This is a genomic window from Helicobacter typhlonius (assembly GCF_001460635.1).
Taxonomy (GTDB): Bacteria; Campylobacterota; Campylobacteria; order Campylobacterales; family Helicobacteraceae; genus Helicobacter_C; species Helicobacter_C typhlonius.
In genome coordinates this window covers 505,438-528,640 of sequence record NZ_LN907858.1, presented here as the reverse complement: position 1 = coordinate 528,640, position 23,203 = coordinate 505,438, and the positions used below count along the sequence as shown (strand labels likewise).

28 protein-coding genes and 1 pseudogene are annotated in these 23,203 nt (G+C 36.3%); 18 read left to right on the top strand and 11 right to left on the bottom strand.

Annotation, left to right across the window (positions count from 1 at the left end; translation table 11 throughout):
• Position 1 precedes the first annotated feature (1 nt).
• The 5 genes and pseudogenes from BN2458_RS10540 to porC form a co-directional block, all read left to right on the top strand.
• Entirely contained in the window at positions 2 to 133 is a 132-nt protein-coding gene (locus tag BN2458_RS10540; RefSeq protein WP_011115394.1) for a hypothetical protein, read from the top strand.
• A gap of 40 nt (positions 134 to 173) precedes the next feature.
• On the top strand, positions 174 to 587 hold the full coding sequence (locus BN2458_RS02635; protein ID WP_034342188.1) for a hypothetical protein: 414 nt from the start codon (positions 174 to 176) through the stop codon (positions 585 to 587).
• The gene (locus BN2458_RS02630) at positions 584 to 1,003 is read left to right on the top strand and encodes a hypothetical protein (RefSeq protein ID WP_231944833.1); all 420 of its coding nucleotides are present in this window, start codon (positions 584 to 586) and stop codon (positions 1,001 to 1,003) included. The genes BN2458_RS02635 and BN2458_RS02630 overlap by 4 nt, the downstream gene beginning before the upstream one ends.
• Positions 1,000 to 1,143 carry a hypothetical protein gene (locus tag BN2458_RS10305; RefSeq protein ID WP_231944832.1) on the top strand — a complete coding sequence of 48 codons (144 nt, stop codon included), beginning with the start codon at positions 1,000 to 1,002 and terminating at the stop codon, positions 1,141 to 1,143. The genes BN2458_RS02630 and BN2458_RS10305 overlap by 4 nt, the downstream gene beginning before the upstream one ends.
• A 92-nt stretch (positions 1,144 to 1,235) precedes the next feature.
• A pseudogene (gene porC, locus BN2458_RS10165) lies at positions 1,236 to 1,343 on the top strand (pyruvate flavodoxin oxidoreductase subunit gamma); the annotation flags it as partial.
• Here porC and BN2458_RS02625 read toward each other — a convergent pair.
• From BN2458_RS02625 to BN2458_RS02595, 8 genes are read right to left on the bottom strand one after another with little or no spacing between them, the layout of a single operon-like run.
• Entirely contained in the window at positions 1,331 to 2,089 is a 759-nt protein-coding gene (locus tag BN2458_RS02625) for a helicase (RefSeq protein ID WP_231944831.1), read from the bottom strand. The pseudogene porC and the gene BN2458_RS02625 overlap by 13 nt on opposite strands.
• A 9-nt stretch (positions 2,090 to 2,098) precedes the next feature.
• Positions 2,099 to 3,559: a DNA type IV secretion system protein ComB10 gene (locus BN2458_RS02620; RefSeq protein ID WP_052082041.1), complete on the bottom strand. Its 1,461-nt coding sequence runs from the start codon at positions 3,557 to 3,559 to the stop codon at positions 2,099 to 2,101.
• Positions 3,559 to 4,596 carry a TrbG/VirB9 family P-type conjugative transfer protein gene (locus tag BN2458_RS02615; RefSeq protein WP_034342185.1) on the bottom strand — a complete coding sequence of 346 codons (1,038 nt, stop codon included), beginning with the start codon at positions 4,594 to 4,596 and terminating at the stop codon, positions 3,559 to 3,561. The genes BN2458_RS02620 and BN2458_RS02615 overlap by 1 nt, the downstream gene beginning before the upstream one ends.
• Positions 4,596 to 5,261: a type IV secretion system protein gene (locus BN2458_RS02610; RefSeq protein ID WP_034342183.1), complete on the bottom strand. Its 666-nt coding sequence runs from the start codon at positions 5,259 to 5,261 to the stop codon at positions 4,596 to 4,598. Before BN2458_RS02610 ends, BN2458_RS02615 begins: the two co-directional genes overlap by 1 nt.
• Positions 5,262 to 5,263: 2 nt before the next feature.
• Entirely contained in the window at positions 5,264 to 5,404 is a 141-nt protein-coding gene (locus tag BN2458_RS09855) for a hypothetical protein (RefSeq protein ID WP_156407275.1), read from the bottom strand.
• Positions 5,401 to 7,848: a VirB4 family type IV secretion/conjugal transfer ATPase gene (locus BN2458_RS02605; RefSeq protein WP_052057410.1), complete on the bottom strand. Its 2,448-nt coding sequence runs from the start codon at positions 7,846 to 7,848 to the stop codon at positions 5,401 to 5,403. The genes BN2458_RS09855 and BN2458_RS02605 overlap by 4 nt, the downstream gene beginning before the upstream one ends.
• Positions 7,849 to 7,856: 8 nt before the next feature.
• On the bottom strand, positions 7,857 to 8,120 hold the full coding sequence (locus BN2458_RS02600; RefSeq protein WP_034342182.1) for a hypothetical protein: 264 nt from the start codon (positions 8,118 to 8,120) through the stop codon (positions 7,857 to 7,859).
• Positions 8,117 to 8,422, bottom strand: a complete 306-nt coding sequence (locus BN2458_RS02595) for a hypothetical protein (RefSeq protein WP_034328695.1) — start codon at positions 8,420 to 8,422, stop codon at positions 8,117 to 8,119. Before BN2458_RS02595 ends, BN2458_RS02600 begins: the two co-directional genes overlap by 4 nt.
• A gap of 643 nt (positions 8,423 to 9,065) precedes the next feature.
• Between BN2458_RS02595 and BN2458_RS02590 the strand changes: the two genes are divergently transcribed.
• Together BN2458_RS02590 and BN2458_RS02585 are read left to right on the top strand one after the other, a co-directional pair.
• Positions 9,066 to 10,595: a relaxase/mobilization nuclease domain-containing protein gene (locus BN2458_RS02590; RefSeq protein ID WP_138117617.1), complete on the top strand. Its 1,530-nt coding sequence runs from the start codon at positions 9,066 to 9,068 to the stop codon at positions 10,593 to 10,595.
• Positions 10,592 to 10,822: a hypothetical protein gene (locus BN2458_RS02585; RefSeq protein ID WP_034342178.1), complete on the top strand. Its 231-nt coding sequence runs from the start codon at positions 10,592 to 10,594 to the stop codon at positions 10,820 to 10,822. The genes BN2458_RS02590 and BN2458_RS02585 overlap by 4 nt, the downstream gene beginning before the upstream one ends.
• A gap of 264 nt (positions 10,823 to 11,086) precedes the next feature.
• On the opposite strand, the gene BN2458_RS02580 is transcribed toward BN2458_RS02585, so the two are convergent.
• The 3 genes from BN2458_RS02580 to BN2458_RS10705 form a co-directional block, all read right to left on the bottom strand.
• Positions 11,087 to 11,899 (bottom strand): Fic/DOC family protein, encoded by an 813-nt coding sequence (locus BN2458_RS02580; protein WP_052082038.1) that lies wholly within the window; start codon positions 11,897 to 11,899, stop codon positions 11,087 to 11,089.
• Between the two features lie 4 nt (positions 11,900 to 11,903).
• Positions 11,904 to 12,167, bottom strand: a complete 264-nt coding sequence (locus BN2458_RS02575; protein ID WP_052082037.1) for a hypothetical protein — start codon at positions 12,165 to 12,167, stop codon at positions 11,904 to 11,906.
• Positions 12,168 to 12,382: 215 nt separating this feature from the next.
• Positions 12,383 to 12,544: a zinc ribbon-containing protein gene (locus BN2458_RS10705; RefSeq protein ID WP_161594504.1), complete on the bottom strand. Its 162-nt coding sequence runs from the start codon at positions 12,542 to 12,544 to the stop codon at positions 12,383 to 12,385.
• A 182-nt stretch (positions 12,545 to 12,726) separates the two neighbouring features.
• Between BN2458_RS10705 and BN2458_RS09670 the strand changes: the two genes are divergently transcribed.
• The 11 genes from BN2458_RS09670 to BN2458_RS02525 all read left to right on the top strand — a co-directional run bounded on the left by BN2458_RS09670 (position 12,727) and on the right by BN2458_RS02525 (position 23,081).
• Positions 12,727 to 13,359: a lysozyme inhibitor LprI family protein gene (locus tag BN2458_RS09670; protein ID WP_231944830.1), complete on the top strand. Its 633-nt coding sequence runs from the start codon at positions 12,727 to 12,729 to the stop codon at positions 13,357 to 13,359.
• Between the two features lie 333 nt (positions 13,360 to 13,692).
• Entirely contained in the window at positions 13,693 to 14,253 is a 561-nt protein-coding gene (locus tag BN2458_RS02565) for a pyruvate flavodoxin oxidoreductase subunit gamma (RefSeq protein WP_034328260.1), read from the top strand.
• 18 nt (positions 14,254 to 14,271) lie between these two features.
• Positions 14,272 to 14,667 carry a 4Fe-4S dicluster domain-containing protein gene (locus BN2458_RS02560; protein WP_034328258.1) on the top strand — a complete coding sequence of 132 codons (396 nt, stop codon included), beginning with the start codon at positions 14,272 to 14,274 and terminating at the stop codon, positions 14,665 to 14,667.
• Between the two features lie 16 nt (positions 14,668 to 14,683).
• Positions 14,684 to 15,904, top strand: a complete 1,221-nt coding sequence (locus BN2458_RS02555) for a 2-oxoacid:ferredoxin oxidoreductase subunit alpha (protein WP_034328256.1) — start codon at positions 14,684 to 14,686, stop codon at positions 15,902 to 15,904.
• Between the two features lie 11 nt (positions 15,905 to 15,915).
• Positions 15,916 to 16,863: a thiamine pyrophosphate-dependent enzyme gene (locus BN2458_RS02550; RefSeq protein ID WP_034328254.1), complete on the top strand. Its 948-nt coding sequence runs from the start codon at positions 15,916 to 15,918 to the stop codon at positions 16,861 to 16,863.
• A 118-nt stretch (positions 16,864 to 16,981) separates the two neighbouring features.
• Positions 16,982 to 18,847, top strand: coding sequence for an RNA polymerase sigma factor RpoD (rpoD, locus tag BN2458_RS02545; RefSeq protein WP_034328252.1), 1,866 nt, complete (start codon positions 16,982 to 16,984; stop codon positions 18,845 to 18,847).
• A 169-nt stretch (positions 18,848 to 19,016) separates the two neighbouring features.
• A complete protein-coding gene (locus BN2458_RS02540; RefSeq protein ID WP_138117618.1) occupies positions 19,017 to 19,754 on the top strand; it encodes a hypothetical protein in 738 nt (245 codons plus the stop codon).
• Positions 19,755 to 19,913: 159 nt separating this feature from the next.
• A complete protein-coding gene (locus tag BN2458_RS09850; protein WP_156407274.1) occupies positions 19,914 to 20,051 on the top strand; it encodes a hypothetical protein in 138 nt (45 codons plus the stop codon).
• A 44-nt stretch (positions 20,052 to 20,095) separates the two neighbouring features.
• Positions 20,096 to 21,115, top strand: a complete 1,020-nt coding sequence (locus BN2458_RS02535; RefSeq protein WP_034342172.1) for a phosphatidate cytidylyltransferase — start codon at positions 20,096 to 20,098, stop codon at positions 21,113 to 21,115.
• Positions 21,116 to 21,124: 9 nt separating this feature from the next.
• Positions 21,125 to 22,240 carry a 1-deoxy-D-xylulose-5-phosphate reductoisomerase gene (gene dxr, locus BN2458_RS02530; protein ID WP_034342171.1) on the top strand — a complete coding sequence of 372 codons (1,116 nt, stop codon included), beginning with the start codon at positions 21,125 to 21,127 and terminating at the stop codon, positions 22,238 to 22,240.
• Between the two features lie 196 nt (positions 22,241 to 22,436).
• Positions 22,437 to 23,081 carry an outer membrane beta-barrel protein gene (locus BN2458_RS02525; RefSeq protein WP_034342919.1) on the top strand — a complete coding sequence of 215 codons (645 nt, stop codon included), beginning with the start codon at positions 22,437 to 22,439 and terminating at the stop codon, positions 23,079 to 23,081.
• The last annotated feature ends 122 nt before the right edge of the window (positions 23,082 to 23,203 follow it).

Genomic DNA, 23,203 nt, shown 5'->3' with positions numbered 1-23,203 from the left:
GATGTATTTAGACTACGATTGCAATACTTTTTATATGGCAAGGACTGATGAGCAGATTTTGAATTATCTTAATGACGAGGAATTAAGGCAAGATTTGCAAAGCTTTGTGGAATCCAAGGCAAAAGGCAAATAAATCACGGGGCTTTTGGGAATCCTCTAAAAGGAGAAAGAAAATGAAGTTTAAGAATATAAAACACGGAATCCCCTTTCAAAGAGAGTTTGAGTTAGAGGGTGCAAACATTGACTTGCGCAATGATTTTTGCTTGTATAAAATCACAAACAGCGCAAAGACTTTGGAGCTGTTTTTCAAATCAAATAAAACAAATATATGCGATGTAAAAATGACTTTTTGGGATTGTGAGTTATTACACTTATGCGCGTATTGTGAGGATTTAGGGAAATGTCAAGCTCATTTTATAGATTTAGTAAGGACGAATTGGGACAATATGACAGGCTATATTGAAAAAGATGATGAAATGCTCCTTAGCCTATATTTTGATGAAGATTTGGAATCCATTACTTTGTATTGCAAGAGCTTTGAAATAGTTTTTGTGCAAGAAAATGCCCAGTCAAAGGAAAAACAATGACAAGAGAACAAGCGGAGCTAATCATCAAAGAGGAGCAGTTAATTTATACAGATTGGTATCCTTCTTATAAGCACGTAGGAGAATTTCATCTTACTATGTGGTTTGATTCTAAAAGTAATAAATTCGAGGTGCTTTACATTGGAGAACGAGGCTGTGTCGAGCGTGAATATGCCTTTGATTATGAAAGAGAAGCAATCGATAAAATGCTGCAAATGAATTATTGGCGTAAATATTATGATAATGAAATAGACTTGAGCGGTGATGATAGAAAAGAACTCGCTTTACAAGTCATCAAAGAGGAACGTTTGCAAGTCATTTGGGACAATGAGGCTTTGAAGCCCTTATGTGCGGGTATTAAGCACGATAAACAAAGAGATAAATATATTTTTTTATCACAGATTCTAAAGCAGAAGTGATAGAGTGGAGGAGTATTGAGTTTGAGGGAGATAGATATAGTGAAACTTTTGAAGAAGTATTTAGTGATGAGGATACAGCCCTCTATGCGCTTATTAATCGTGCTAGAATGATAAAACAAGGAAAGATAATTTTGTGTTAAGGTATCTTTATCAAGATTGTTTCAAAATGATACTAATTTAAGCAAATTCTCGTTAAAATCACATTTAAATCTATTGAAAGAAAGGAGATACAATGCTTGAGATACGATGGCATTCTCGTGCTGGGCAAGGCGCTGTAACGGGCGCAAAAGGTCTAGCAGATGTGATTGCGGGAACGGGCAAAGAAGTTCAGGCTTTCGCAAGTGCTTTTAGAGATTTAGAATCTAAGGCAATATGTTGTTTTTTAGCTTGTTCTTTAATGGCATTTGCTCTTTCTAAGTATTCTTGCTTTTGCTTTTCATCGCTTACTCTCCTATGATTATTAAGATTAATATCTAGTCGTCTTTGCAATTCGGCTTGTTTTTGTGTTATACTTTCAGTAGCAGAGCCACGAAAATCGGGGTCGTTAAAATAGGTAGCAGAGCTGACCCTGTCTGCTTGACTCTGCTTTCTCTCTCCAACATCTGTTTTACTATGTGCTGTTAAAAGCCTATTGATCTCCTTGTTTTCTTTAACATACTCTCTACTACCATAAGCTAAGATACTTTCATCGTTAGCCCTTACTTTCCAAGTATAGTCATTTATCTCTTCATTATATTTAGCCTCCACATTCCTAGCCACTCTAGGAAAGCTTAACATTTCTTCTGTGGTTACCATTCCTCTAAGAGCGGTATCATCAAGATGTTTGCTAATCTCCTTGTCCATAAATTCTTTATCAACTATTACATTACCCACATTACTTCTTACAATGGTGCTAGGCTTTTCATTCTCTAGCACCTTAAACATTTTGCTACTTTCTTTTTTAGATTCTCTTTCCCATACAAGCTCTTTTAGTTTTGTAATCTTTTGCTCCATTACTTCTACGATATTTTTAAGATGTTTGATGTCTTTTTCTAGTAAATCTATTTCTTTTTGAATATTGTTATTTGCCCTATCGTCTTTATTCATATTTACTCCTTAATTGTATTCATCATTAAAATACTTAGCCATTACTTCCCCATTTTTTGGAATGGGAAACCACATATGTGTTGTAGGTGTAATGTAGATTCTGCTTCCTGCTCGTATCTCTATTGTTGGTTTAATCTTTGCTTGTTCTGAAATAAGTTGTTTGAAAATATTGTTTAAATCTCCTTGTGCGTTTGAAAAAAGTTGTGTGGTATAGGGATTTGCTCCTGTGCCACTTTTTTGTGTGGCATTTGATATGGTTATCATTAAGCCATTGCTTAAAGTATTTAAAAACAATCCTAAGCCATATCTTTGCTCAAATTTATTATCTAAATAGCCTTCAATGCCATTAATCCCTCTTGAATCTGCGCTTACTGCATTGGTAAGAAGGATATTTACTCCTTGAGGCGTTATCATTTCTCTCCATACTATACTTAGTCTTGATTGCCCTATTTTGTTATCATTTTTGTAAAAGCCCATTACCTTTGTGCCTCTTGGGATAAGCACTACTCTTCCTTGAGCGGCATAAACATCTTGCTCTACTTGAGCGGTGATTATGCCTTCAATATTGCTTACAATGGGTGTCATTAAAACAGCAGGAATAAGCCTCCCTGCTCGTATCATACGATATAGGCGATGTTCGTTTGTCGCTATATCTATGCTTTTTTGATTGGAGAATCCATCATCTCCATAGCGTGAGCTTTGTTGTGCAAAGATTTGAGAATCTCCCCCTGCTCTTTCACCTAATAATGCACTTTTATATAATTCTCTTTCTTTTGCAAGGGCGATTCGTCTTGCTCTTTCTTCTTCTTGCTTAGCAAGTAAGGCTTGATAAGTTGGGTCTGCTAGTTTCTTCATTTCTTCTTCAGCTTTCTTTCTTGCTTCTTCTTCAAGCTTTTTACGCATTTGCTCTTGAAGTTCTGCTTGTCTTTGTGCTTCTGCTAAGAGTTCTTGCTGTCTTCTAAGCTGCTCTTCAGGGGAGTTTTGTGTATTTTTATTAAGAAACTCATTAAGGGCTTCTTTATTGTTGATATTGATAGGGTTGCCATTAGAATCTAAAATAGGATTATCGTTTTTATCTTTGAGATTGCCATTTTTATCTATAAAGATATGGTTTCCATTTTTATCAAGGATTGGTTTTCCTGTTTTATCAAGCAATATTTTTTTATCAAGAATTTTTTTGCCTTCTCCTGAATACATATTGCCTTCTTTATCAATATAAATAGGGTCTCCATTTTCATCAAGTATGGGATTACCCAACTCATCGGTAAGCATAGTGAGATTAGGTTGTATATGAGATTGATTAAAGATATTACTTTTTGAAAGGTCGCCCTGATGTGTGCCTTTTTGTTGCCACACATAATCACTTATAGGAAACTTACTTTCAAAGAGATAATCTAAATTCTCCTTTACGCTTGCATAGGTAATACCCATACCTAAAAGTGCAAAAATTCCTATTCCCTTATAAACCATTATTTGCCTTTTTGTGCTTTCTCTCGCTCTATGCAAACATAGGCTTCACCGATTCGTATGGTAAATTTATCTGCTACGGTTTCAGCAATAACAAAATCTCCTATAACTCTAGTTTCTATTGGAGAATCTTGTTTATCTACTACAACATATACGCTAGGAATTTGAGGATAGCGTGTTTTGTCGTATTTGAAAAAAGTATAGTTGTTATCGCTAAAGACTTCTTCAGGCATAAGCCAAGTGTTTTGTTTTTTTGCTTTTATCTTGTATCTCTTATATACCTCTTTCTTTTTCACTCTTAGCTTATTAATACCTTCTTCTACATAAAAATACTCATCAAAAAATGGGTCTTTGCTCTTCTCTATGGTGGTGCGTTTATCTTTTACAAACACAACGAGATGAGGATTCTTCCACGATTTAAAATCAGTAGAGAAAATATAGAAAGAATAAAGCTTCCCATCTTCTGTAAAAACTGCCAAGCTTGTATCTACACCTATGAGTTTAGGTCGTATTGCTATGGTGTTTTGAGAATTAGGCACTTCTAGCACTTCAAAGCCTACATTGTCTCCCAAAATAAAATTTTTTATCTTTTGTGGAAAAATCATTGTGCTTGTCATCGCGATTCTTGTGCGTATTTTATAGGTATTATTATTTTCGTAATCTATTGTTATGGTGTTTTCTGTGCCTTTGTAATTCTTGGCAAAGAATTGTCCTTGAATTGCATTGAGATTTTGGCTTCTTACCGCTTGTTTTCTAAGTAATATTTCTTGTTCTGTCGGTGGTTCTTGAGTTTGTGATTGCATTTGAATAGGAATTGAGCTTGAACTAAAATCTCTACTTGTAGAATCTAACATAGGGCTATTTTTGGCTTTTTCTTTATCTTGTTCTCTTTGGTCTTGCAAGTCTTGGATTTTTGTTACCATTTCTAACATTTGTTCTTGCCCTTCTAGCACTCTTTGATTGGTTAGTTCTTCTAGTGAGGGTTGTTCGGCTAAAGCAAAAGAGGTTAAAAGGGGAAATGTAAGGATTATTTTTTTCATTATTTGTTCTCCTGTTTTTGTGATTGGTCGTTAATAAAAACTTCAGTAAGCGCATAATCTTCAACTATGAATCCTGTGGGATTTCGTGGCACAGATTCAAAACTAATGCCTTGCTCTATAAAATCATATTTGAGTGTGGCTCGGTAACGCTTGAGCTCTTTGTCTTTAGTATTTTGAGTGATAGAGATAAAATCTACATTGGCTACGCTCTTTGACAATACGCTTAGGTTGATGATATGTATTTTTCTATATATCTCCTTATTTTGATAGATAGAGTTTTCTTGTGTTACGATTCTTCTAAAAGTATCCCATACCTTATTAGAGCTTTGTTCTCTTATGTCTTCGTATCGTAACTCATCATCAATGCGATTAATTGTTTCTCTCTTTTGCACATAACTTGCGAGGATAGATTTAAGAAGTGCTTCTTCACTTCTAATATTTAAGTTTCCTTGCTCTACCCTTACAAAATTACTCTCTGCATTTGAGAAAAACACAAGATAAGGCACATTTTGCTTGAGTGGTAGCATTACCATTATGGTAATAATTAATAATGCAATTATCGCAGATTCTGCAATAATCCAAAAAAACATATATTGTTTAATGTGCCTTTCTAACTTAAATAGAAAGTTTGCGTCCTTTTTGTATTCATTATCCTCAAAAGTCATTTTTATCCTTGTTTATCCATATCAATGATAATGTCATAACAAGCACAAGGGCTTTTTGAGGGAATCTTAGTTTTGCTACTACCACAACCTAAGATTGTTATAGCTAAAAAGCCGAGCATAGTGAGTGTTAAAAATTTCTTCATAGGTTCTCCTTTTGTAGAATTGATTTTTGATTTTTAAGATACATTGCTCTCCATTCTTGTGGGTGGTATTTTTTACACTCTATGAGCGCATTTACATTTTTAGATTCAGAGCTGAATACTTTTAAATGTTCGCCTAGTCTTGAAAAATTAATATCAAGAATTGCAGATTCATCTTTTCTCTTTAAAAGAATTTGCCTTGAAGCCTTGCTTGTATTTTGCAAGAAGTTAATTTCGCTTCCTGTTAAGGAAAGTTGGTCTTGAAGTCTTTCAAGTGTTCGCACGTCTGTAGTTGGAAATATGATAATGTTTGCCATATTTTCTATGAAGGCTTCCGCATTTGCCACATTCTTAAAAAAATCAAGATTTTGCACTCCCATTGCCATCACACCATTTATCTTTCTCACTTCCATAATGGATTCAATGATTGCATTGCACATATTTGGATTATTGAGGTAATCTCTAAGCTCATCAATCCATATAAAAAAGCCCTTGTTTGTATTCTTTGAGATATTTTTTATTTTATGAAAAAGATACAAGGCGCATAACGCCGAGTTCTTTTGATCCTTGAGTATGGCGTCCATATTAAGCACTGAAAGTTGTTTGCTAAAATTAAGTGCGTCTTCTTTGTTGTCAAACAATCCTTCAAGATAATCCCTATATCTTATTTTTAAATCATCTTGTGAGTTTGGAAAGTGTAAGCTGTCGTAAAAATCCTTGAGTGTAAAAATATGGCTATCATCTTGTGCTTGTGTTTCTCGTATTTGCCTTATTGTGTCTCCTACGATATTTCTTAGTTCGTGTTCCCCATTACCTATTTCGCCCATTTCACACAACCAAGACTTTAAAAAGTTATTGTTTTCTGTTGTATCACCAAGAGAGAAGGGATTAAGCTTAAAACCATCAAGTTCTAAATCGTGGTATTCTCCTGCAACATAGTTTGTAAAATTGTGCATACCGCGCAATTTATCCATTGCAAAGATGTTAATATCATACTTAAAGAGATTTGTCATAAAAAACTGCATAAGCGTTGTTTTGCCATAGCCTGTTCCACCTATAACTAGCGTATGCCCTGAAGCATCTTCGTTAGGGCTGTCGTGAAAGTTAAAAAAGTAGGGGCTTCCACTTAGGTGTTTTAGAATCGTTATGGGTCGATTCCCCCATCGCGAGTTCTTAAATCCTAAAATATCATTCTCAAAGGTGCATAGTGTGCTTATTACCGAGCTTGTTTGTGTGCGGATTCTTGCGTTAATATTGCCACGAGATGGGAAAAAGCTAAAAAATAATGGTTTAAGATTAAGTGTCTCCCTTGCAACACTTAAATTTTGAGCTTTAAGTATGGCTATAAGTGAGTTTGTTTTAGAATCAAGGTCTTTCATTCCATACTCTGACAAAACAAGAATGCTAAGAGAAAACTTCAAGAGTTTTTCTCTATCCGTTTGAATCTCTTGCAATAAGGTTTCAAGGGCATTTTGAATAAGCTCAACAGCATAGAGCTTAGCATTTTTCACTTTATTAAGAGAAGTGTTTCTATCAAGAGCTTCGCAGTGAAAAATAAGAAAATAATCTGTATTCTCTCTTAGAATGGTCGTTGGTAATATACTTGAAATATTTTCTGTTTCATATGCCTTAACACTTAAGAATCTCCCATAGATTTCCTTACCATCGTTGCGAGTAAAAATGATGAAATCTTTTTTAAACTCAACATTTGAAGTGATATAAGAATCTGTTATACTTTCATATCCATAGCGTAAATTTGTGAATTGCATATTAGAGTAGGTAGCATAGAAGTTGATAATACTATCAGAGTCAAGTTGAATAGGTTTAAAGTCTCCCAATGCACTTTTTATTTCTTCACATACTTCATCAAGTTTTTTTGCCTTAAATTCAAACCTCGTAGTATTGTTCTCTGGGCTTAGATTATCTGCAATTTGTTCTGTCGTCATTTTTTCTTTTTTTGCTTCAAAATAACCTGCGACTTGTTTTGATTTTGTGGAGACAATGAGGTAGTAATTGATTTTATATGTTACGATTCCACTCTCCCATTTTTTTATTATCTCTTCGGCAAAATGATTTGGGGAGCTTGAATCAAATTCTAAATGAATTTTTTCTTTTTTAGCAAAGATATTTACTTCCACATTCGTATCAAGCTTACTCCAAAATCTATTGCGTGTATTAACAAGCTCTATTTCTTGATTAAGTGTAATTGCTGAATAGCTTATGCCTTCAATTCTGAATCCCGCACATAAGTTACCATCTTGTGTTGCTATGTATTTATCACTAAATTTTGAAGCGATATTAGATTCTTCATTCATCGCATAGATTGTTGGTTCTTGGAGTGTAAGTATGCCTTCGGCTTCTTTCATTGTTTTGTTAAAAGCTTCATTGAGAGTATCAATATTTTTGTGTTTGCGTAAATTTTGAATAATCTTTTTTGCAAATTGCATTGTATTCCTTATGCGTAAAAAATATTTTTTGATTTCATCTTTGAGCGTATGATGAGAATGTCGTAAATATCTTCATCAAAATATTCAAAAATAGATAGCGTAGCGAGAATCAAAACAAATAAGGGTATTGCCCACCATACAAGTATGAGCCACAATACACCGCCACCTAGCAGGGCAATAAGCAAAGAAGTTCTGCTTAAGCCTATGTTTGTGCGTGGCAAATACACCTTGTCTTTTTTTGTGATTTCTCTAAAATTATCAATCTCAATCATTGAAACACGCTTACACCATTATTAGTTACACCCCATAGCACACCTGTGATAATTGCTATCCAAATAATTGTTTTCATATTGTCTTTTAGAAGCTCTGGTTTAAACTTTGCAGCAATAGCAAGAAAACAAATCATTAAACCACCAAATACGCCTACTAGAATATGAATTACACCCATAACAATATCTCCTGTGCTATTCACTTCTGTTGCTATTGAATTTTTGAGTTTTTCTCCAAATGCTCCATAGAGATAAACTTGAGCCATAATCAAAAAGAATGTGATTTTTGCAAGTATCTTTTTCATTGTGTTTGTGTCCTTCCCCAAAGTTTGATTGCAAAATTTTTGCGTAGAATATAGAAATTATTAAAGGGATAAATTGCGAATACTTTTTTTGTATGTATAAGTCGCTTTTGCTCGTGTATTGTGTGTTTCTGCGTGTATAATCTAAAATTTTGCTTGTGTGATTCTTTTTGCTTGTATATTTACTTTTCTCTGCTTCTCTATTTCCCTATTTTGCGAGGATATACAAAATTTTTGTTAAAATTTTTTTCGCAATTTATCCCTTTAATATAAAAACTTTTGTTTTGATAGTTTTCATAAAAAAATGATGTCTCTCTCAAAATATTTTCTCATTTTTACAAAATGAGAAAATCTCACTAAAAAAGCCCTAGTTTATGGGGATTGATAGTGAAAAAGGATATACTTTAGGGTTATCCTGCTAACAAAAGTTTGATTTTAAATTGAGTAAGTATTTATGATATGTTTCAAAAATACACGCTATAATATTTTTATGAAAAAGTTTGCTCGTTTGAAAAATATTTTTTTTGATTATGAAGAAGAAAAAAGAAAAAAAATCAAAGATGAAGTTGCGCCGAAAAAAAGACTTGAGCTTTTTTCTTCTCGGCTCTTTTCTACAATTCAAGAAAGAAAATTTGCTAAGCAAGTAATGATAAAGCTTTTATCAAATCTTTCTGTAAAAGGTGTTAAGAATGCGCTTAATTATGTTATACGCAATTCTGAATCTACATTTGCACTCAATCAAGACAATGAACTCGTGAGCTTAGAGGACATTATGAATGATTGGCAAAAAGATTTTTCATCAAAAGAGAACGCAAAAGAAGCGTGGCACTTCACATTTTCGCTTGATGAGGCTGTGGATAAACATAGCCTTGAAGCATTAAAAATCTCTGTGAGTGAAGTAATGAAAAAGAATTTCTTTGAATACAAGTTTGTAAGTGTTATTCACTCTCATCAAAATAAACCACACATCCACATTATCTTAAACAAAAACAATATATTTTCTCGTAAGAAACTACATTTCAAGAGTAAGCAAGATATAAAGGATTTTTGGAATCTCTTGCGTGAAGATTTTAAAAACTCTCTTAACTTTCATAATCCAAACTTGAACTATGAGAATAAGTATAAATTTGAGCGCGATTTATTAAAACAACACGCTAGAGCTTCACTTGAAATACCGCTTAATATTAATAACGAGATTTCAAAAAGTATGCACTCCATTGTCAATAAAATTTCGCTTTATGAGAGTAAAATTCAAACTATTAATGAAGCAATAAGGCAAAAGGTTGCAACAAAAATTCTCTTTGTCAATGAAGCTAAAGAACTTATGACAAGTGGCAATAAACTCTATTATAAAAAATTAAAGCTTGTTAAAAGCCATAATAGTGAGATTAGTGAGCTTAAGCAATCATTGCAAGATTATAAAACTAAGATAAAAGCTCTTAGAGCCATAGAAAAAGAATTAAACTATGAGCGATTGAGCTATAAAAATGACTATGCTACACTTGCTAAAAAACAAGCTTACTTAAAATTCTTAGAATCTAATGTTACTAACAAAAATTATTCAAAAAATGATGTGTATCTCATCTCCCAAATTAAAAATGATTTGTTTGTTAATGAAGCAAAGTTAGAGAAGCACTTTAAAGAGAATTTAGAGCTTGATTTACTGCTTTCAAATTCACTCAATAAAAAATCAAATGCCTTTACACTTATTAATATGGCAAAAGACTTAGAATATCATCTCAATGCGATTAATCGTATAGATATAAGTTTGGATTTAAACGATAAGATTCAAGCTTATGCCCATAAGCTAAGTAAAAATAAAGATTTTGTAATAAATCTCTGTAAAGAGAAGCAAAATAATCTTTTAAAAGGGGAAAGAAGCAAGTTTAAAGAGAATGAGCTTAAGGCTTTAAGTCAATTCTTAAACACGCCTTATACTTTTGAATCTACTCAAGAAAAAATTTCATCTGCCAAAATAGAAAGAACAAAAATGATTGCAGATTCTCGCCTTGATATTGATGAGTTTATAGATTGGTATTGTAAAAAACAAGATATACGCAATAAAAGCTTCTATGAAGCAAAACTAAAAGAGAAAATACAAGCTAATACATTTGAAAATTTTAAGCAACTTTATAAAGAATTTGAGTATGATAGGGCTAAAGGAATGGGTAGATGAGTAGAAAAGAAAGAGTAAAGACAACGATAGATTTTATCAAAAGTGGAGTGTTTGCATTGCTCACTGCTTTGTTTGGGATTTTTGCGTATATTGTTATTAATATTGACACAATAAATATTTTTCAGGCAATAGCGTGTATCATTGGTATTGTTATCATTGTGATAATATTCTTTTTCTTGATAAAGTATCTCAAAAAAAATCTTGATGAGCTAGAGGAGTTAGAATAATGGGTTTAGCTTTAGCAATTTTCACTATTTTTGTATTTGGTGCTTTGATTTTATATTCTGTAAAATCAATTAGCAAATAAAAGCCTATGGCTAGAGAAGTGGAGATTTGCGTAAGCAAACTCAAACACTTCGGAGCTATGGAATAAGAAGTGCCACGCACAAACAATATCTCAAAACAAAAGCGAGGCGTTGTTTTGCCCTAGTAAGCTAAAAATGAGACTTTTAAAAAGGGGAAAGAAAGGCTTTAGTGATGATTCTCGCGATTCATCTCCCCCTACCGCGTTCTTTGTTTTGCTCTTGATTTATCCTCTCTAATCTCTGTAAAGACTTGGAATCTAAAGTGATATTAAACTTCTTAGTTTGTTCTTTGATAGCGTTTGCTCTTTCTAAAAATTCTTGTTTTTGTTTTTCATCATTTACTTTTCCATAGTTGTTGAGATTAATATCTAGTCGTCTTTGTAGTTCGGCTTGGGTGTTGCTGTATAGGTTAGTTTTGATAAGCTTTAAAAGCTCTGTATTATCTCCTTGCATTGCCTGTATGGAGGCTTCTATCATATCATTTTTAGGTATGAGGTTTAAATCTAGCGCAAATCCTGCATTATGAGCTAATTCATTGATAAAGATTCTCTGAACTCTTCCATTCCCCTCTCTAAAAGGGTGCAAAGCATTTAAATCAGTCATAAAGGTGGTTAAATTCTGTGCAAGAGTATCCACATCTTTTTGTTTTTCGTGTAAGCTACATTGCTTTAGATTCTCAAAAATATTTTTAGATTGTTTGGGGAGAAAACTCCCTTTACAAAAGGTAGAATCCCCCTTACTCATAAATCCATATAAACCCATTTCATACCTATCTTGTCCCGCCCAAGTATAGACATCTTGGAATATATGTTTATGAATAGCTTTTAGGTGTTTGTAGCTAAAGTCGCGTTTAATATATGTAGTTTTGAGTGTTTGCGTGCGTTTTAGTGTAAGTAATCTTTCTCTATGGCGTAGTTCATCAAGCGAAGTCGCACCTACAAGATTAGTTTCAAGCAAAAATCTATCAAAATCATTAAGATGCTCATCGCTATCCCACATTGTTTTAAAGTAGCCCCCATTGGCTCTTATGCTGGGCTATAATTTCATCAGCGGTTTTTTCACCTTTTTCTATTTGAATAAGCTCAATAATATCTTGTTGATTTGCAAACATATCCTCAATAGCAAAATTGCAAATATTGGAGCGAATGCTTTTATATTGTGTCTCTGTGAGATTGTTCCTATAAGATTCTAAAATTGCCAAAGATTCTTCTAGGCTATGGGCTTCTGGATAATTATTCGTTGCTAATACATTTACTTGTGCTGTCATTTTATCTCCCTTATCTTTTGTGAGTATGCTACTTGCTTACTAAGCACAAATCTCATGTTTAGGTTTTCATAATCATAGCAAAAATTTGCTTATCTTTGCATTATGAGTAATAAAATAAGACTTCATCTCCCTCTTCCCTCTCGCGTAAGTTTGATTGCAAGATTCACTGACAATGTGGTTAAATTAAGAAATGAGGTCTTTCGCTAATTTATATTTTATTTTTCGTTGGGGTATGGGTGGCTTGGTGCATCGCCTTTTCCTGATAAGTTTTTCCAAGTATTGTTACTCTTGCAATTTGGGCAAGGTGGCAGAGAAGAAGCAGAAAGCATTGTGATAACATAATTACATTTATTGCATTTAAATTTTCCGCCTGACACATTAGAACCTATTGATATATCATTTTATCCATAAATCCTTCCTTGTTTTATAATTAAAATAAAGACGAATTTAAAGACTATAAATACTTTCCTTATGATTTGATATGAATTATATTAATATTCTCATTATAAAATCATAGAATCTAACAGGCAAGAAAGAGCAAAAAGGATTGCAAATAAGAGTGAAATACATAAATGTGGCGTTTGCATTTAGCGTGATGTGTCATACTGCCTTTGCAGATAGTGAGAGTTTGCGACAACTTGCAAAAAACGTGGGTATTGAACCTGCAAAGCTAGAGTATGTTGGAACAGAATGCACCAAAGATGCGGCAAAGGCAAAGGCGCAAGTCCGCCAATCCCCACCGCACGAGCAAACCTATAAGTTTGAGATAACCCGCCTAGAATGCGAAATAGCTATGCTTAGTGCTAGTGTGCTAAGTAGCACGCAAGGAATGATAGAGACACTTTCTTATGGCTACGAGGAGTATGACAAGCTTTTAAATAAGTATTACAATCTCTATCGTGCTGAATACAAAAAGCAAAATCAAGGAAAAGGGCAAGATACTCTGCTAGAGGAGCAAAGGGCGTGGCTCAATCTCCGCGATAGCTATGAGACATATCTGCGTCAGCACCGCGCACACATTTATGAGAGTAATGGGGGCGGCACGATGTGGAGCGTTATTGCAAATGGCGCAAAACTTACATTTCTCAAAAAACGGGTAGAGGAGCTTTTTTTGCAATATAAGACTGCAAAGAATGGTGAGGCTATTGAATTTTATAGTATCTTTGGGAATATAAGCGATGATAATAAATAAGAGTGCGTAAAGATTCTATATACTTAAATCTGCGCTCCTACAAACTCTATTCATCAGGTGCAAAGAATTTTGCCACACTTTATAATCCATTTGCACATTGGTTTATAAGCATCATAATCTTTCAAAGAACGTCATTTACTGCCGAAAACCAATAATCTACGCCAAAAGATTAATGATTTAAGACAAAACTTTTTGCAATGAGCGACTTTTTGCAAGAATGTGTAAAATTTACCTTTAGATTCAAATGTCTTTATCAAGATTGTTTCAAAATGATACGAGTATAAGCAAAAATTCATTAGAATCTTAACCGAAAATTCAAGGTAAGGAGATAGTATGCTTGAGATACGATGGCATTCTCGTGCTGGGCAAGGCGCGGTAACAGGCGCAAAAGGTCTAGCAGATGTGATTGCGGGAACGGGCAAAGAAGTTCAGGCTTTCGCATTTTATGGTTCGGCAAAACGCGGTGCGTCAATGACGGCTTACAACAGGATAGATTCAGAACCTATTTTAAATCACGAAAAGTTTATGAATCCAGATTATATTTTAGTTATCGACCCCGGGCTTGTTTTTATCACAAACATTTGTCTTTATGACAAACCCTCAACAAAGTATATCATCACTACGCGCTTAAGCAAAGATGAGCTTATTACCAAAAAGCCAGAGCTCGCAAGCAAGGAGATTTATACACTTGACTGCATTCAAATCTCCATTGACGCAATAGGTAAATCCGTGCCAAATGCACCAATGCTAGGAGCATTGATGAAAGTTTCGGGTATGCTTGAGATTGACTTCTTCCTAGAATCTTTCTCTAAAGTGCTTGGCAAAAAACTTCCTCAAAAAATTATTGATGCAAACAAAGTGGCTATTAGACGAGCCTATGATGAAGTAAAGTAACGCTCACAAGGAGAGATTATGGATAAATTAAAAGATTGGGACCAATTTGAAATAGGCTCCGTGCTTTTCCCCTTTAAAAAAGGCGTAGATGGCGCAAGGGAGATTTATAAGAGTGTGCGAACTTATAGCGGCGATAGCTCATTTAGCGATAGTGTAGCGCATTGGCGTGTAGAAAAGCCGGTGCATAATAGTGAAATATGTATTAATTGCTTTAACTGCTGGGTGTTTTGCCCAGATGCGGCTATTCTTACACAAGATGAAAAACTAGCTGGTGTGGATTATGTGCATTGTAAGGGTTGTGGTGTGTGCGTAGATGTCTGCCCTACAAATCCTAAGTCACTTTTGATGTTTAGCGACCACAAAGACAATGAAGAAGCGCTCAAAGAATGGCCGAGCAAAGATTCTAAAAAGTAATGCAGAGGAGGAGATAATGGCTAAAGTAATGGAATTAAGAGATATTGAAGTATGGGATGGCAATACTGCGGCTTCTCAAGCACTTCGTCAAGCACAAATTGATGTTGTAGCTGCATATCCTATCACACCCTCAACACCCATTGTGCAAAACTATGGAAGCTTTGTGAGTAATGGCTATGTTGATGGCGAATTTGTAATGGTAGAATCCGAACACGCCGCGATGAGTGCGTGTGTGGGGGCAGCGGCAGCAGGTGGGCGCGTGGCAACAGCTACAAGCTCTCAAGGTTTTGCACTTATGGTGGAAGTGCTCTATCAAGCCTCTGGTATGCGTTTGCCTATCGTTTTGAATCTTGTTAATCGCGCACTCGCCGCACCGCTTAATGTCAATGGAGACCATTCTGATATGTATCTTAGCCGTGATACAGGCTGGATAAATCTCTGCACCTATAACCCCCAAGAAGCTTATGACTTCAACCTTATGGCATTTAAAATTGCCGAGGATAAACGCGTAAGAGTGCCAGTAATTGTGAATCAAGATGGTTTTATTTGTTCTCATACAGCTCAATCAGTGCGTCCATTTACCGATGAGGTCGCATACAAGTTTATTGGGGATTATATCCCTCATAATCCTATGCTTAATTTTTCAAATCCTGTAACTTATGGTGCGCAAACAGAGGAAGATTGGCACTTCGAGCATAAGGCGCAGCTACATAAGGGCATTATGGATTCAGCCGCGATAATAGAGGAAGTGTTTGAATCTTTTGCAAAGCTTTCAGGGCGCAAATATAATCTTGTAGAGACTTACGATTTAGATGATGCAGAAGTAGCGATTGTGGCACTTGGCACAAGTGTAGAATCTGCTCGTGTGGCAGCAAAAAAAGTGCGAAAGGAAAAGGGCATTAAAGCGGGTGTGCTTTCTATCCGCACTTTGCGCCCATTCCCGCTTAAGCGCATTGGAGAGACTATTAAGAACCTTAAGGCAATTGCTTGTCTTGATAGAAGCCTCCCAGCAGGTGCTATGGGTATGCTTTTCAATGAGTTTTCAGCCGCTGCACTCGCTGCAAATGCACATCCTGTAATGTCAAACTACATTTATGGGCTTGGTGGTCGCGATTTAATGCAATCACACTTGGAAAGTATTTTTGTCGAGCTTAACTCAAATGCACAAGCTGGTAAGCTCACACATCCACTTCAACAAATGTTAGGACTTCGCGGACCTAAGATGAGCTTTTTTTAAGGAGAATAGATATGGTAAAAGAAGTTAAAAATCTCAAAGAGTTTCAAAAATCATCAAAGAAATTTGAAGGTGCGCATTTGCTTTGTCCGGGATGCGCTCACGGAATGATTGTTCGAGAAGTGTTAAACGCTGTTGATGGACCCATTGTTTTAGGCAACTCTACAGGTTGCCTTGAAGTTTCAAGTGCTGTGTATCCGCATACAAGCTGGGATGTGCCTTGGATTCACATAGGCTTTGAGAATGGTTCTACAGCAGTAGCTGGTGCAGAGGCTATGTATAAAGCTCTTGCACGCAAAGGCAGATATACAGGTGAAAAGCCTAAATTTGTTGCATTTGGTGGTGATGGCGCGACTTATGATATTGGATTCCAATGGATTAGTGGCTGCTTTGAACGCGGACACGATATGACTTACATCTGCCTTGATAATGAAGTCTATGCAAACACAGGTGGGCAACGAAGTAGCTCTACGCCTTTTGGTTCTAGCACTTCAACTACTCCTGCAGGAAGCGCAAGTTATGGTAAAAAGGAACGCAAGAAAGACATACTTTTTATTATGGCAGCTCATCACGCGCCATATGTTGCACAGGTCGCTCCAAATAAATGGAAAGATATGAATAAGAAAATTAAGCGCGCTATTGATACAGAGGGACCTACATTTATCAACGCAATGAGTGCCTGCACCACAGAATGGCGGTTTGAATCTAATAAAACCGTTGAGATTAGCGATTTAGCCGTGGATTCTCTTGTATTTCCATTGTTTGAAATCATTAATGGCACGGAGCTTCACATTACCTACCGCCCACGCAATGTTATTCCCGTGCGTGATTATTTGGGCGCACAAGGCAGATTTAAACATCTCTTCAAACCTGAAAATGAGCATATTATCAAGCAATTCCAAAAAGATGTAGAGGCACGTTGGGAATATCTCCAACGCAGAGAGGAAATCAATCCAAAATAGCCCCCCCCCCCACATAGCTCCCTTAAATTTTTAGGGGGCATTAATTATTTATTATTCAAAAAGATATACAATCGCCGATTCTACACACCCATACTAATTTTACCGTGAGGATTGAAATATGCAAGAAAAATCCGATAAAACAGGCAAAAAATCAAAAGAAATCAATGCTGAATTAGAGAATCTGTTTAAAAAAGCTGATAATGATTACATTACCTACGAAAAAATCGCTCAAATTATGACAAAAGCCCCCACGAGCACACAGGTAAAGAAAATCAAAGATTTAAGCAAAAAATACAAAAAACAACTTCTTAGTTCCTCAGAAGTGGCTAAAATGCTCAATACTCAAGAGCAGATTAAACGTCAAGCTGATAAGAAAAAAATGCTTGATGAGGAACTCGAAGATGAGTTTGATTTTATGAAAGACAAAGAGCTACTCGAATGGAGCAGGAGCGACAGCCCTGTGCGTATGTATTTGCGCGAAATGGGGCAGATTCCGCTTTTGACAAAAGAGGAAGAGATTAGCTTAAGCAAGCAAATTGAATTAGGCGAAAACACAATACTTGACGCGATTTGCTCCGTGCCATATTTAATTGATTTTATCTATGATTATAAAGACGCGCTAATTAAGCGTGAAAGGCGCGTAAAAGAGCTTTTTAAGAATTTTGATGATGAAGATGAAGAAAATAAAGAAGAGGAAGAATTTGATTTAGAAGATGATGAGGGTGTGCAAAAAATAAATTCAAAAAAAGACCAAAAACGCGTAGAAAAGGTTATGGAAAGCTTTAAGGCACTCGATAAGGCAAAAAAAGAATGGCTCAAGGTGCTTGAAAGCCCAATTTTAGAGGGAGAGGACGAGATTAGTCATATTTTGCTTCTCTCATACAAAAAGCATATTCTAAAAACAAAGCTTTTAGACTTAGGTCCTACAAGTAAGCTTATCAACGAGCTTGTAAAAGCTATGGAAAACACCATAAAAAGCGGCGATGGCTTCGAGCGCGAACTAAAACGACTTGAATATAAGCTCCCACTTTTCAATGAAACCCTCGTGGAAAATCATAAAAAAATCCTTGCAAATATCACAAATATGAGTCGCGATGAAATCGCTGCAATGGTGCCAGAAACGACTATGGTAAGCGTGTATGTGGAGCTTAAAAAAATCTTCCAAACCAAAGAGGCGAGCGAAGGGGGATTCAACCTCGAGCCTGAAAAACTAAAAGAGATTTTAGAGCAAATCAAACGTGGAAAGTCTATTTCGGATAAGGCAAAAGCAAAAATGGCAAAATCTAATCTACGCTTAGTAGTGAGCATAGCCAAACGTTATACAAATCGTGGTTTGCCCTTTTTAGATTTGATTCAAGAGGGTAACATCGGGCTAATGAAAGCCGTGGATAAGTTTGAATATCAAAAGGGTTTTAAATTTTCCACCTATGCGACTTGGTGGATTAGACAAGCAATTTCGCGTGCGATTGCCGACCAAGCACGCACAATTCGTATTCCTATCCATATGATAGAGACGATTAATAGAATCCACAAGATTATGCGTAAGCACGTGCAGGAAACAGGCAAAGAACCAGATATTGATTTTATCGCTAAAGAAGTCGGGCTGCCTATTGATAAAGTAAAAAATGTGATTAAAATCACAAAAGAACCCGTGAGTCTTGATGCACCTATTGGAAGCGATGATGATGGTAAATTTGGAGATTTTGTAGAGGATAAAAGCTTAGTTGGTCCTATGGACTTTATCCTTAAAGAAGACTTGAAAGTGCAAATTGATGAAGTGCTCGAACAGCTTAACGACAGGGAACAGGCTGTGATTCGTATGCGCTTTGGACTACTCAATGACGAGAGTGATAGGACTCTAGAGGAAATTGGCAAGGAGCTTAATGTTACGCGTGAGAGAGTGCGACAAATAGAATCAAGTGCGATTAAAAAACTCAAGCACCCAAAAGTAGGTAGAAAGCTTAAAAATTATATTGAGGAATAGGGTTAGAGAAAGCCAAATTGCTTTTTGTTTCATAGATTTGAAGGGGAGAAGCGCAAATGTTTTTACAAAAAGTAAAATTTATATTGCTAGGGATAGCTTCACTTCATTATTACTTGGATATGAACCTCCACAATTATACAATACTTCACTTTTAAGTAATAATGGGACGATGTTTTCTAATACACTCTCGCCTAAAATGGCAGATGGGAGGTATTGGGTGGATTTTGATGGCGAAGTAGGGCTTACCGGTGTGTTTGAAATGGCTTATGAATTTAACCAAGGTGCTTGGAATTGGGTATTTTACCCTGATAGCAACCTTGAGCTTCCTTTTTCGTTTGACCCATATAAACAAGGAGTTTATGATAAGCAACTCAAGAAATGGGACTATAAGAACGCTTCTTTTAATAAAAAGATTGATTTGGGTATCCTTGTAGGGATTGATGAAGTATATAAAATCCTCCCTTATGATTTACAGGCAAAAGAGATAATTTTTGGTGCAGTCGCAGTGAGGGCACAGGTGGTATTGAAGTATTATGGATTTGATAGAACAAAAGATTTTCCTATAAAGGTAGGGCATATAAAAAAATTTAAAGCACTTTCTCCAATATCCAAGCATTATTATGAGATTGGCATCGCACCGCATTTACAACAATTCCCTAAAACAAAGGATAGTTATATTAATTTAAGAGGTGAGCCAAAAAATGATGGCAAAAAGGCAGGAGAGATTATCGCGCAAATCCAAGTGGAAGATTTAAAAAATAAAAATGCTTTTGTTTATTATATATGGGGACGAAGTATTGGTAAATGGCTAAGAGTCTTTTACTTCTCACCTTCAGCCAAAAGTGGTAAGGACGCTATATTAGGTTATATCCATTCTTCACAAATTGAGAGCAACAAGCAAAAATAGCATTTTTTATGTGTTTTTCAACCCCTATAATCATACCTTATCTATCTTACTTTAACTTCCTTTTGTTGTTTTGATTTTTCCAAAGAGCAGTAATAGTAAAATACAGCTAGTTTCTAATATTTGAATCTATGATTCTTATTAGGGAGTGAATATACAGATATGAGGTTTGTGGCTTTAGTGCCACACGCAAATCGCTCCCTTTATTTTATCATTCATAGGATACTACTCGCTCCTACGACATTTTTTGCTACTCAATCCACTTCGCAAAACTGCGTTATTGAATCTAAAAAACTTTAATGATACAATGTTGCATCAACGCTACACAAATATAAAGGATAAAAATGAAAAATCCTAGCAAAAATACCAAAGATAAAGCAAGTATAGAAAATACAGATTCAAAGCGCACATCGCGCAAAAATACTAAGAAATCTGTAGATTCTAAGCAAAAAGATGCAAGTCATATCTCTAGCGATAGCCACTCTAATACTACATCGGCGCACAACATTAAAGATTACGAAGTGATAGAGGAAGTGAGCACATCACAAAGCATCACAAGCAACATAGCCGCGCGTTTTAGTGCTGACAAGTCGCGTTTTATCACCGCTATTGTGCTTATCGCCGCACTTACTATTGTGCTAAGCATTAATTCTCCGCTGCTTATTTGCGTAGTTCTGTGCGCATTTTGCCTTGTTGGCATACAAGAATCCCTCAAACTCTATGGCTTACAATCCGCCCTACACTACTACATTGCTACCACATTGGCGTGGGTATGTGCCTACTTTAATGACCGCGTGATAGAATCTGCTCTTTTTATTTTGGTTGCTTACGCCTCCTATCTTGCTTACAGCAAAAAAATTAGTCCCAAAACCCTACTTCCATTTCTTTATCCACTCTTGCCATTTTTAAGCATTTACGCCCTGTATAAAGACGCCGGGGGTGCGGGGATATGGGTGCTTATATGGCTTATTGTTATCGTTGCTTTTACCGATACAGGTGCGTATTTTGGGGGAAAAGCCTTTGGCAAAACACCCTTTTGCCCCACCAGTCCAAAGAAAACAATCGAAGGTGTGATATGCGGTGTGGCTTGTGGCGTGATAGTTGGCTCACTTGTGGGCATAGGTCCTTGTGGGGGCTTTTTTTACTCACTCATTATTACCATTGTCGTGGCGATTAGCTCCGTGTTTGGCGATTTATTTGAAAGCTACCTCAAGCGCGAAGCAGATGTAAAAGATAGTGGCACTTTGCTACCCGGGCACGGCGGTGTGCTTGATAGATTTGACGCCATACTTTTTGGTGCGGTTGTTATGCACTTTTTACTTTTCTTTTTGCCCGGATACAATAACCTTGATATTATGCTTTAGAGCTTTTTCGTGGTTATACTTGGCAGCACAGGGAGCATTGGCACAAACGCCCTTGAAGTCGCTACACGCTTTGGTATTCCCATAGAATCCTTAAGTGCGGGAAAAAATATTGCACTCCTCAATCAGCAAATAGCCGCCCATAAGCCCAAAAATGTGTGTATCGCGGATAAAGCAGATTCGCATAAACTCATCTCCGGGAATTACCGCTTCTTTTGTGGTAATAGCGGAATTTTAGAAATGATAGAATCCTCCCAATCTATGCTTGTCATCAACGCACTCGTGGGTTTTGTTGGACTTGCCCCTAGCTTTAAGATTCTACAATGTGGCAAAAAATGCGCCCTCGCAAACAAAGAAAGCCTTGTCAATGCTGGTTGGCTCTTGCAAGATTCGCATATCACGCCCATTGATAGCGAACATTTTGGGCTATGGTATTTGCTCGGCAATCGCCCTTTACATAAACTCTATATTACAGCGAGTGGTGGGGCGTTTAGGGATTATCCGCTTGATAAGATTCCACTCGCCACACCACAAGAAGCCCTCAAGCACCCAAATTGGCAAATGGGGCAGAAAATCACCATAGATTCAGCGACAATGGCAAACAAACTCTTTGAATTGCTCGAAGCGCGGTGGCTCTTTGATACCTCACATATAGACGCGCTTATTGAATCTAGCTCAAGCATTCACGCACTCATCGAGTTCAAAGACGGCAGCACAACCGCGCACATCAGCCACCCAGATATGAAACTCCCTATTGCCTATGCGATAAATCCTGCCCTTGCAATGGAGCAGGGTTTTATCTCGCCTCTCTCGCCCTACTCGCTCTCTCTTAGCTTTAAGCCTATTGAATCTACGCGCTATCCTTTGTGGACTCTAAAAGATACACTTTTACACACACCGCAAAAAGGTGTAGTGCTTAATGCAAGCAATGAAGTCGCCGTGGCACATTTCTTATCTAGGCACATACCTTTTGGCGAAATTAGTGCGCTTGTCCTTGCGATGATAGAATCTTTTGCAGACACTGATTTCAGCACTCTGCGAAGTTTAGAATCTATTTGCGCTCTTGATAAAAATGTAAGGGCAAAAAGCACAGAATGGCTTCAAGCACGAGGATACAGCATAGACTAATTAATGAGATAAAGCATAAAATTTTAGGATTCAAATACAGCAAAATTATCGTAACTTGGCACTTTATGTAACAAGCTTCATATTTCTTATAGGAAATGGAAAAGTTTATTTTTTTTTTTTTGTCGTTGGAATACAATAGAAAATCCATTGTCTCAAATTTGATGGGGCAAATTTTAAGGATATGAAAGGATAAGATATGAAAAAAATCTCAATAGTATTAGCGGGTCTCCTCTGCGTAGCGGCAAATGCACAAAGTAACGGTTTGTTTGTCGGGGTAAATGCAGGTGTGCCTATTACTACGCCCTCATATACAGGATTCACAGGATTAAAAGATAACTTCCCTACAAGTGGCTTTGGTTGGGCAGTAGGGCTAGATGTAGGCTATAAACAAGCTTTGAGCGAAAATTATGGTTTAAAATACTATATCAGCTATAACTACAATCAAAGCAAAGGCTCTAAAGATAATTCTACACCAATTGGCAATGTAGATGCTGATATTAATCAACATCTTATCACTGCAAATGTAGATTATTGGTTGAATTTTACTCGCTCTTTTGGCGCGTATATCGGTATCGGTGTAGGCTATCAACAATATGACCCTACTTGGAAAACAGCAATGATGAGTATTTCAGCTGGTGCTAAAGGCGGACTTGCTGTGCCTTTAAATGTAGGGCTTACCTATAACTTCAATGATGCAAGTCAAATCCTCCTTGGAGCAAAGATTCCATTAGTAGCCTATGATTACGAATCAGATACTAATCCTATGATGCTACCTATGGCAAATGGGACAGCTACACTTCGCACTTATATCGTGCAAATTGGATACAACTACACTTTCTAAGATTTTGTCGAACTCTATCTCTTAGAAATATTCTGCTAGGGAATCTCACACTCCCTAGTTTGCTTCTTATTTCTTTTAGCCGTGTTATTAATTGAGTATGGTAGAATACTTGCAAATTTGCG

Bases quoted from the DNA above. Each gene is read 5' to 3' on its own strand.
- BN2458_RS02550 (WP_034328254.1), top strand. From the start codon at position 15,916: ATGGTAAAAGAAGTTAAAAATCTCAAAGAGTTTCAAAAATCATCAAAG.
- BN2458_RS02625 (WP_231944831.1), bottom strand. From the start codon at position 2,089: ATGAATAAAGACGATAGGGCAAATAACAATATTCAAAAAGAAATAGAT.
- BN2458_RS02560 (WP_034328258.1), top strand. From the start codon at position 14,272: ATGGATAAATTAAAAGATTGGGACCAATTTGAAATAGGCTCCGTGCTT.
- BN2458_RS02635 (WP_034342188.1), top strand. From the start codon at position 174: ATGAAGTTTAAGAATATAAAACACGGAATCCCCTTTCAAAGAGAGTTT.
- BN2458_RS02535 (WP_034342172.1), top strand. From the start codon at position 20,096: ATGAAAAATCCTAGCAAAAATACCAAAGATAAAGCAAGTATAGAAAAT.
- BN2458_RS02525 (WP_034342919.1), top strand. From the start codon at position 22,437: ATGAAAAAAATCTCAATAGTATTAGCGGGTCTCCTCTGCGTAGCGGCA.
- BN2458_RS02580 (WP_052082038.1), bottom strand. From the start codon at position 11,899: ATGTGGGATAGCGATGAGCATCTTAATGATTTTGATAGATTTTTGCTT.
- BN2458_RS02565 (WP_034328260.1), top strand. From the start codon at position 13,693: ATGCTTGAGATACGATGGCATTCTCGTGCTGGGCAAGGCGCGGTAACA.
- BN2458_RS09850 (WP_156407274.1), top strand. From the start codon at position 19,914: ATGAGGTTTGTGGCTTTAGTGCCACACGCAAATCGCTCCCTTTATTTT.
- BN2458_RS02585 (WP_034342178.1), top strand. From the start codon at position 10,592: ATGAGTAGAAAAGAAAGAGTAAAGACAACGATAGATTTTATCAAAAGT.
- BN2458_RS02615 (WP_034342185.1), bottom strand. From the start codon at position 4,596: ATGAAAAAAATAATCCTTACATTTCCCCTTTTAACCTCTTTTGCTTTA.
- BN2458_RS02605 (WP_052057410.1), bottom strand. From the start codon at position 7,848: ATGCAATTTGCAAAAAAGATTATTCAAAATTTACGCAAACACAAAAAT.
- BN2458_RS02610 (WP_034342183.1), bottom strand. From the start codon at position 5,261: ATGACTTTTGAGGATAATGAATACAAAAAGGACGCAAACTTTCTATTT.
- BN2458_RS09855 (WP_156407275.1), bottom strand. From the start codon at position 5,404: ATGAAGAAATTTTTAACACTCACTATGCTCGGCTTTTTAGCTATAACA.
- BN2458_RS02575 (WP_052082037.1), bottom strand. From the start codon at position 12,167: ATGACAGCACAAGTAAATGTATTAGCAACGAATAATTATCCAGAAGCC.
- rpoD (WP_034328252.1), top strand. From the start codon at position 16,982: ATGCAAGAAAAATCCGATAAAACAGGCAAAAAATCAAAAGAAATCAAT.
- BN2458_RS02590 (WP_138117617.1), top strand. From the start codon at position 9,066: ATGATAAAGCTTTTATCAAATCTTTCTGTAAAAGGTGTTAAGAATGCG.
- BN2458_RS02595 (WP_034328695.1), bottom strand. From the start codon at position 8,422: ATGAAAAAGATACTTGCAAAAATCACATTCTTTTTGATTATGGCTCAA.
- BN2458_RS02600 (WP_034342182.1), bottom strand. From the start codon at position 8,120: ATGATTGAGATTGATAATTTTAGAGAAATCACAAAAAAAGACAAGGTG.
- BN2458_RS10540 (WP_011115394.1), top strand. From the start codon at position 2: ATGTATTTAGACTACGATTGCAATACTTTTTATATGGCAAGGACTGAT.
- BN2458_RS02630 (WP_231944833.1), top strand. From the start codon at position 584: ATGACAAGAGAACAAGCGGAGCTAATCATCAAAGAGGAGCAGTTAATT.
- BN2458_RS02555 (WP_034328256.1), top strand. From the start codon at position 14,684: ATGGCTAAAGTAATGGAATTAAGAGATATTGAAGTATGGGATGGCAAT.
- BN2458_RS02540 (WP_138117618.1), top strand. From the start codon at position 19,017: ATGTTTTCTAATACACTCTCGCCTAAAATGGCAGATGGGAGGTATTGG.
- BN2458_RS02620 (WP_052082041.1), bottom strand. From the start codon at position 3,559: ATGGTTTATAAGGGAATAGGAATTTTTGCACTTTTAGGTATGGGTATT.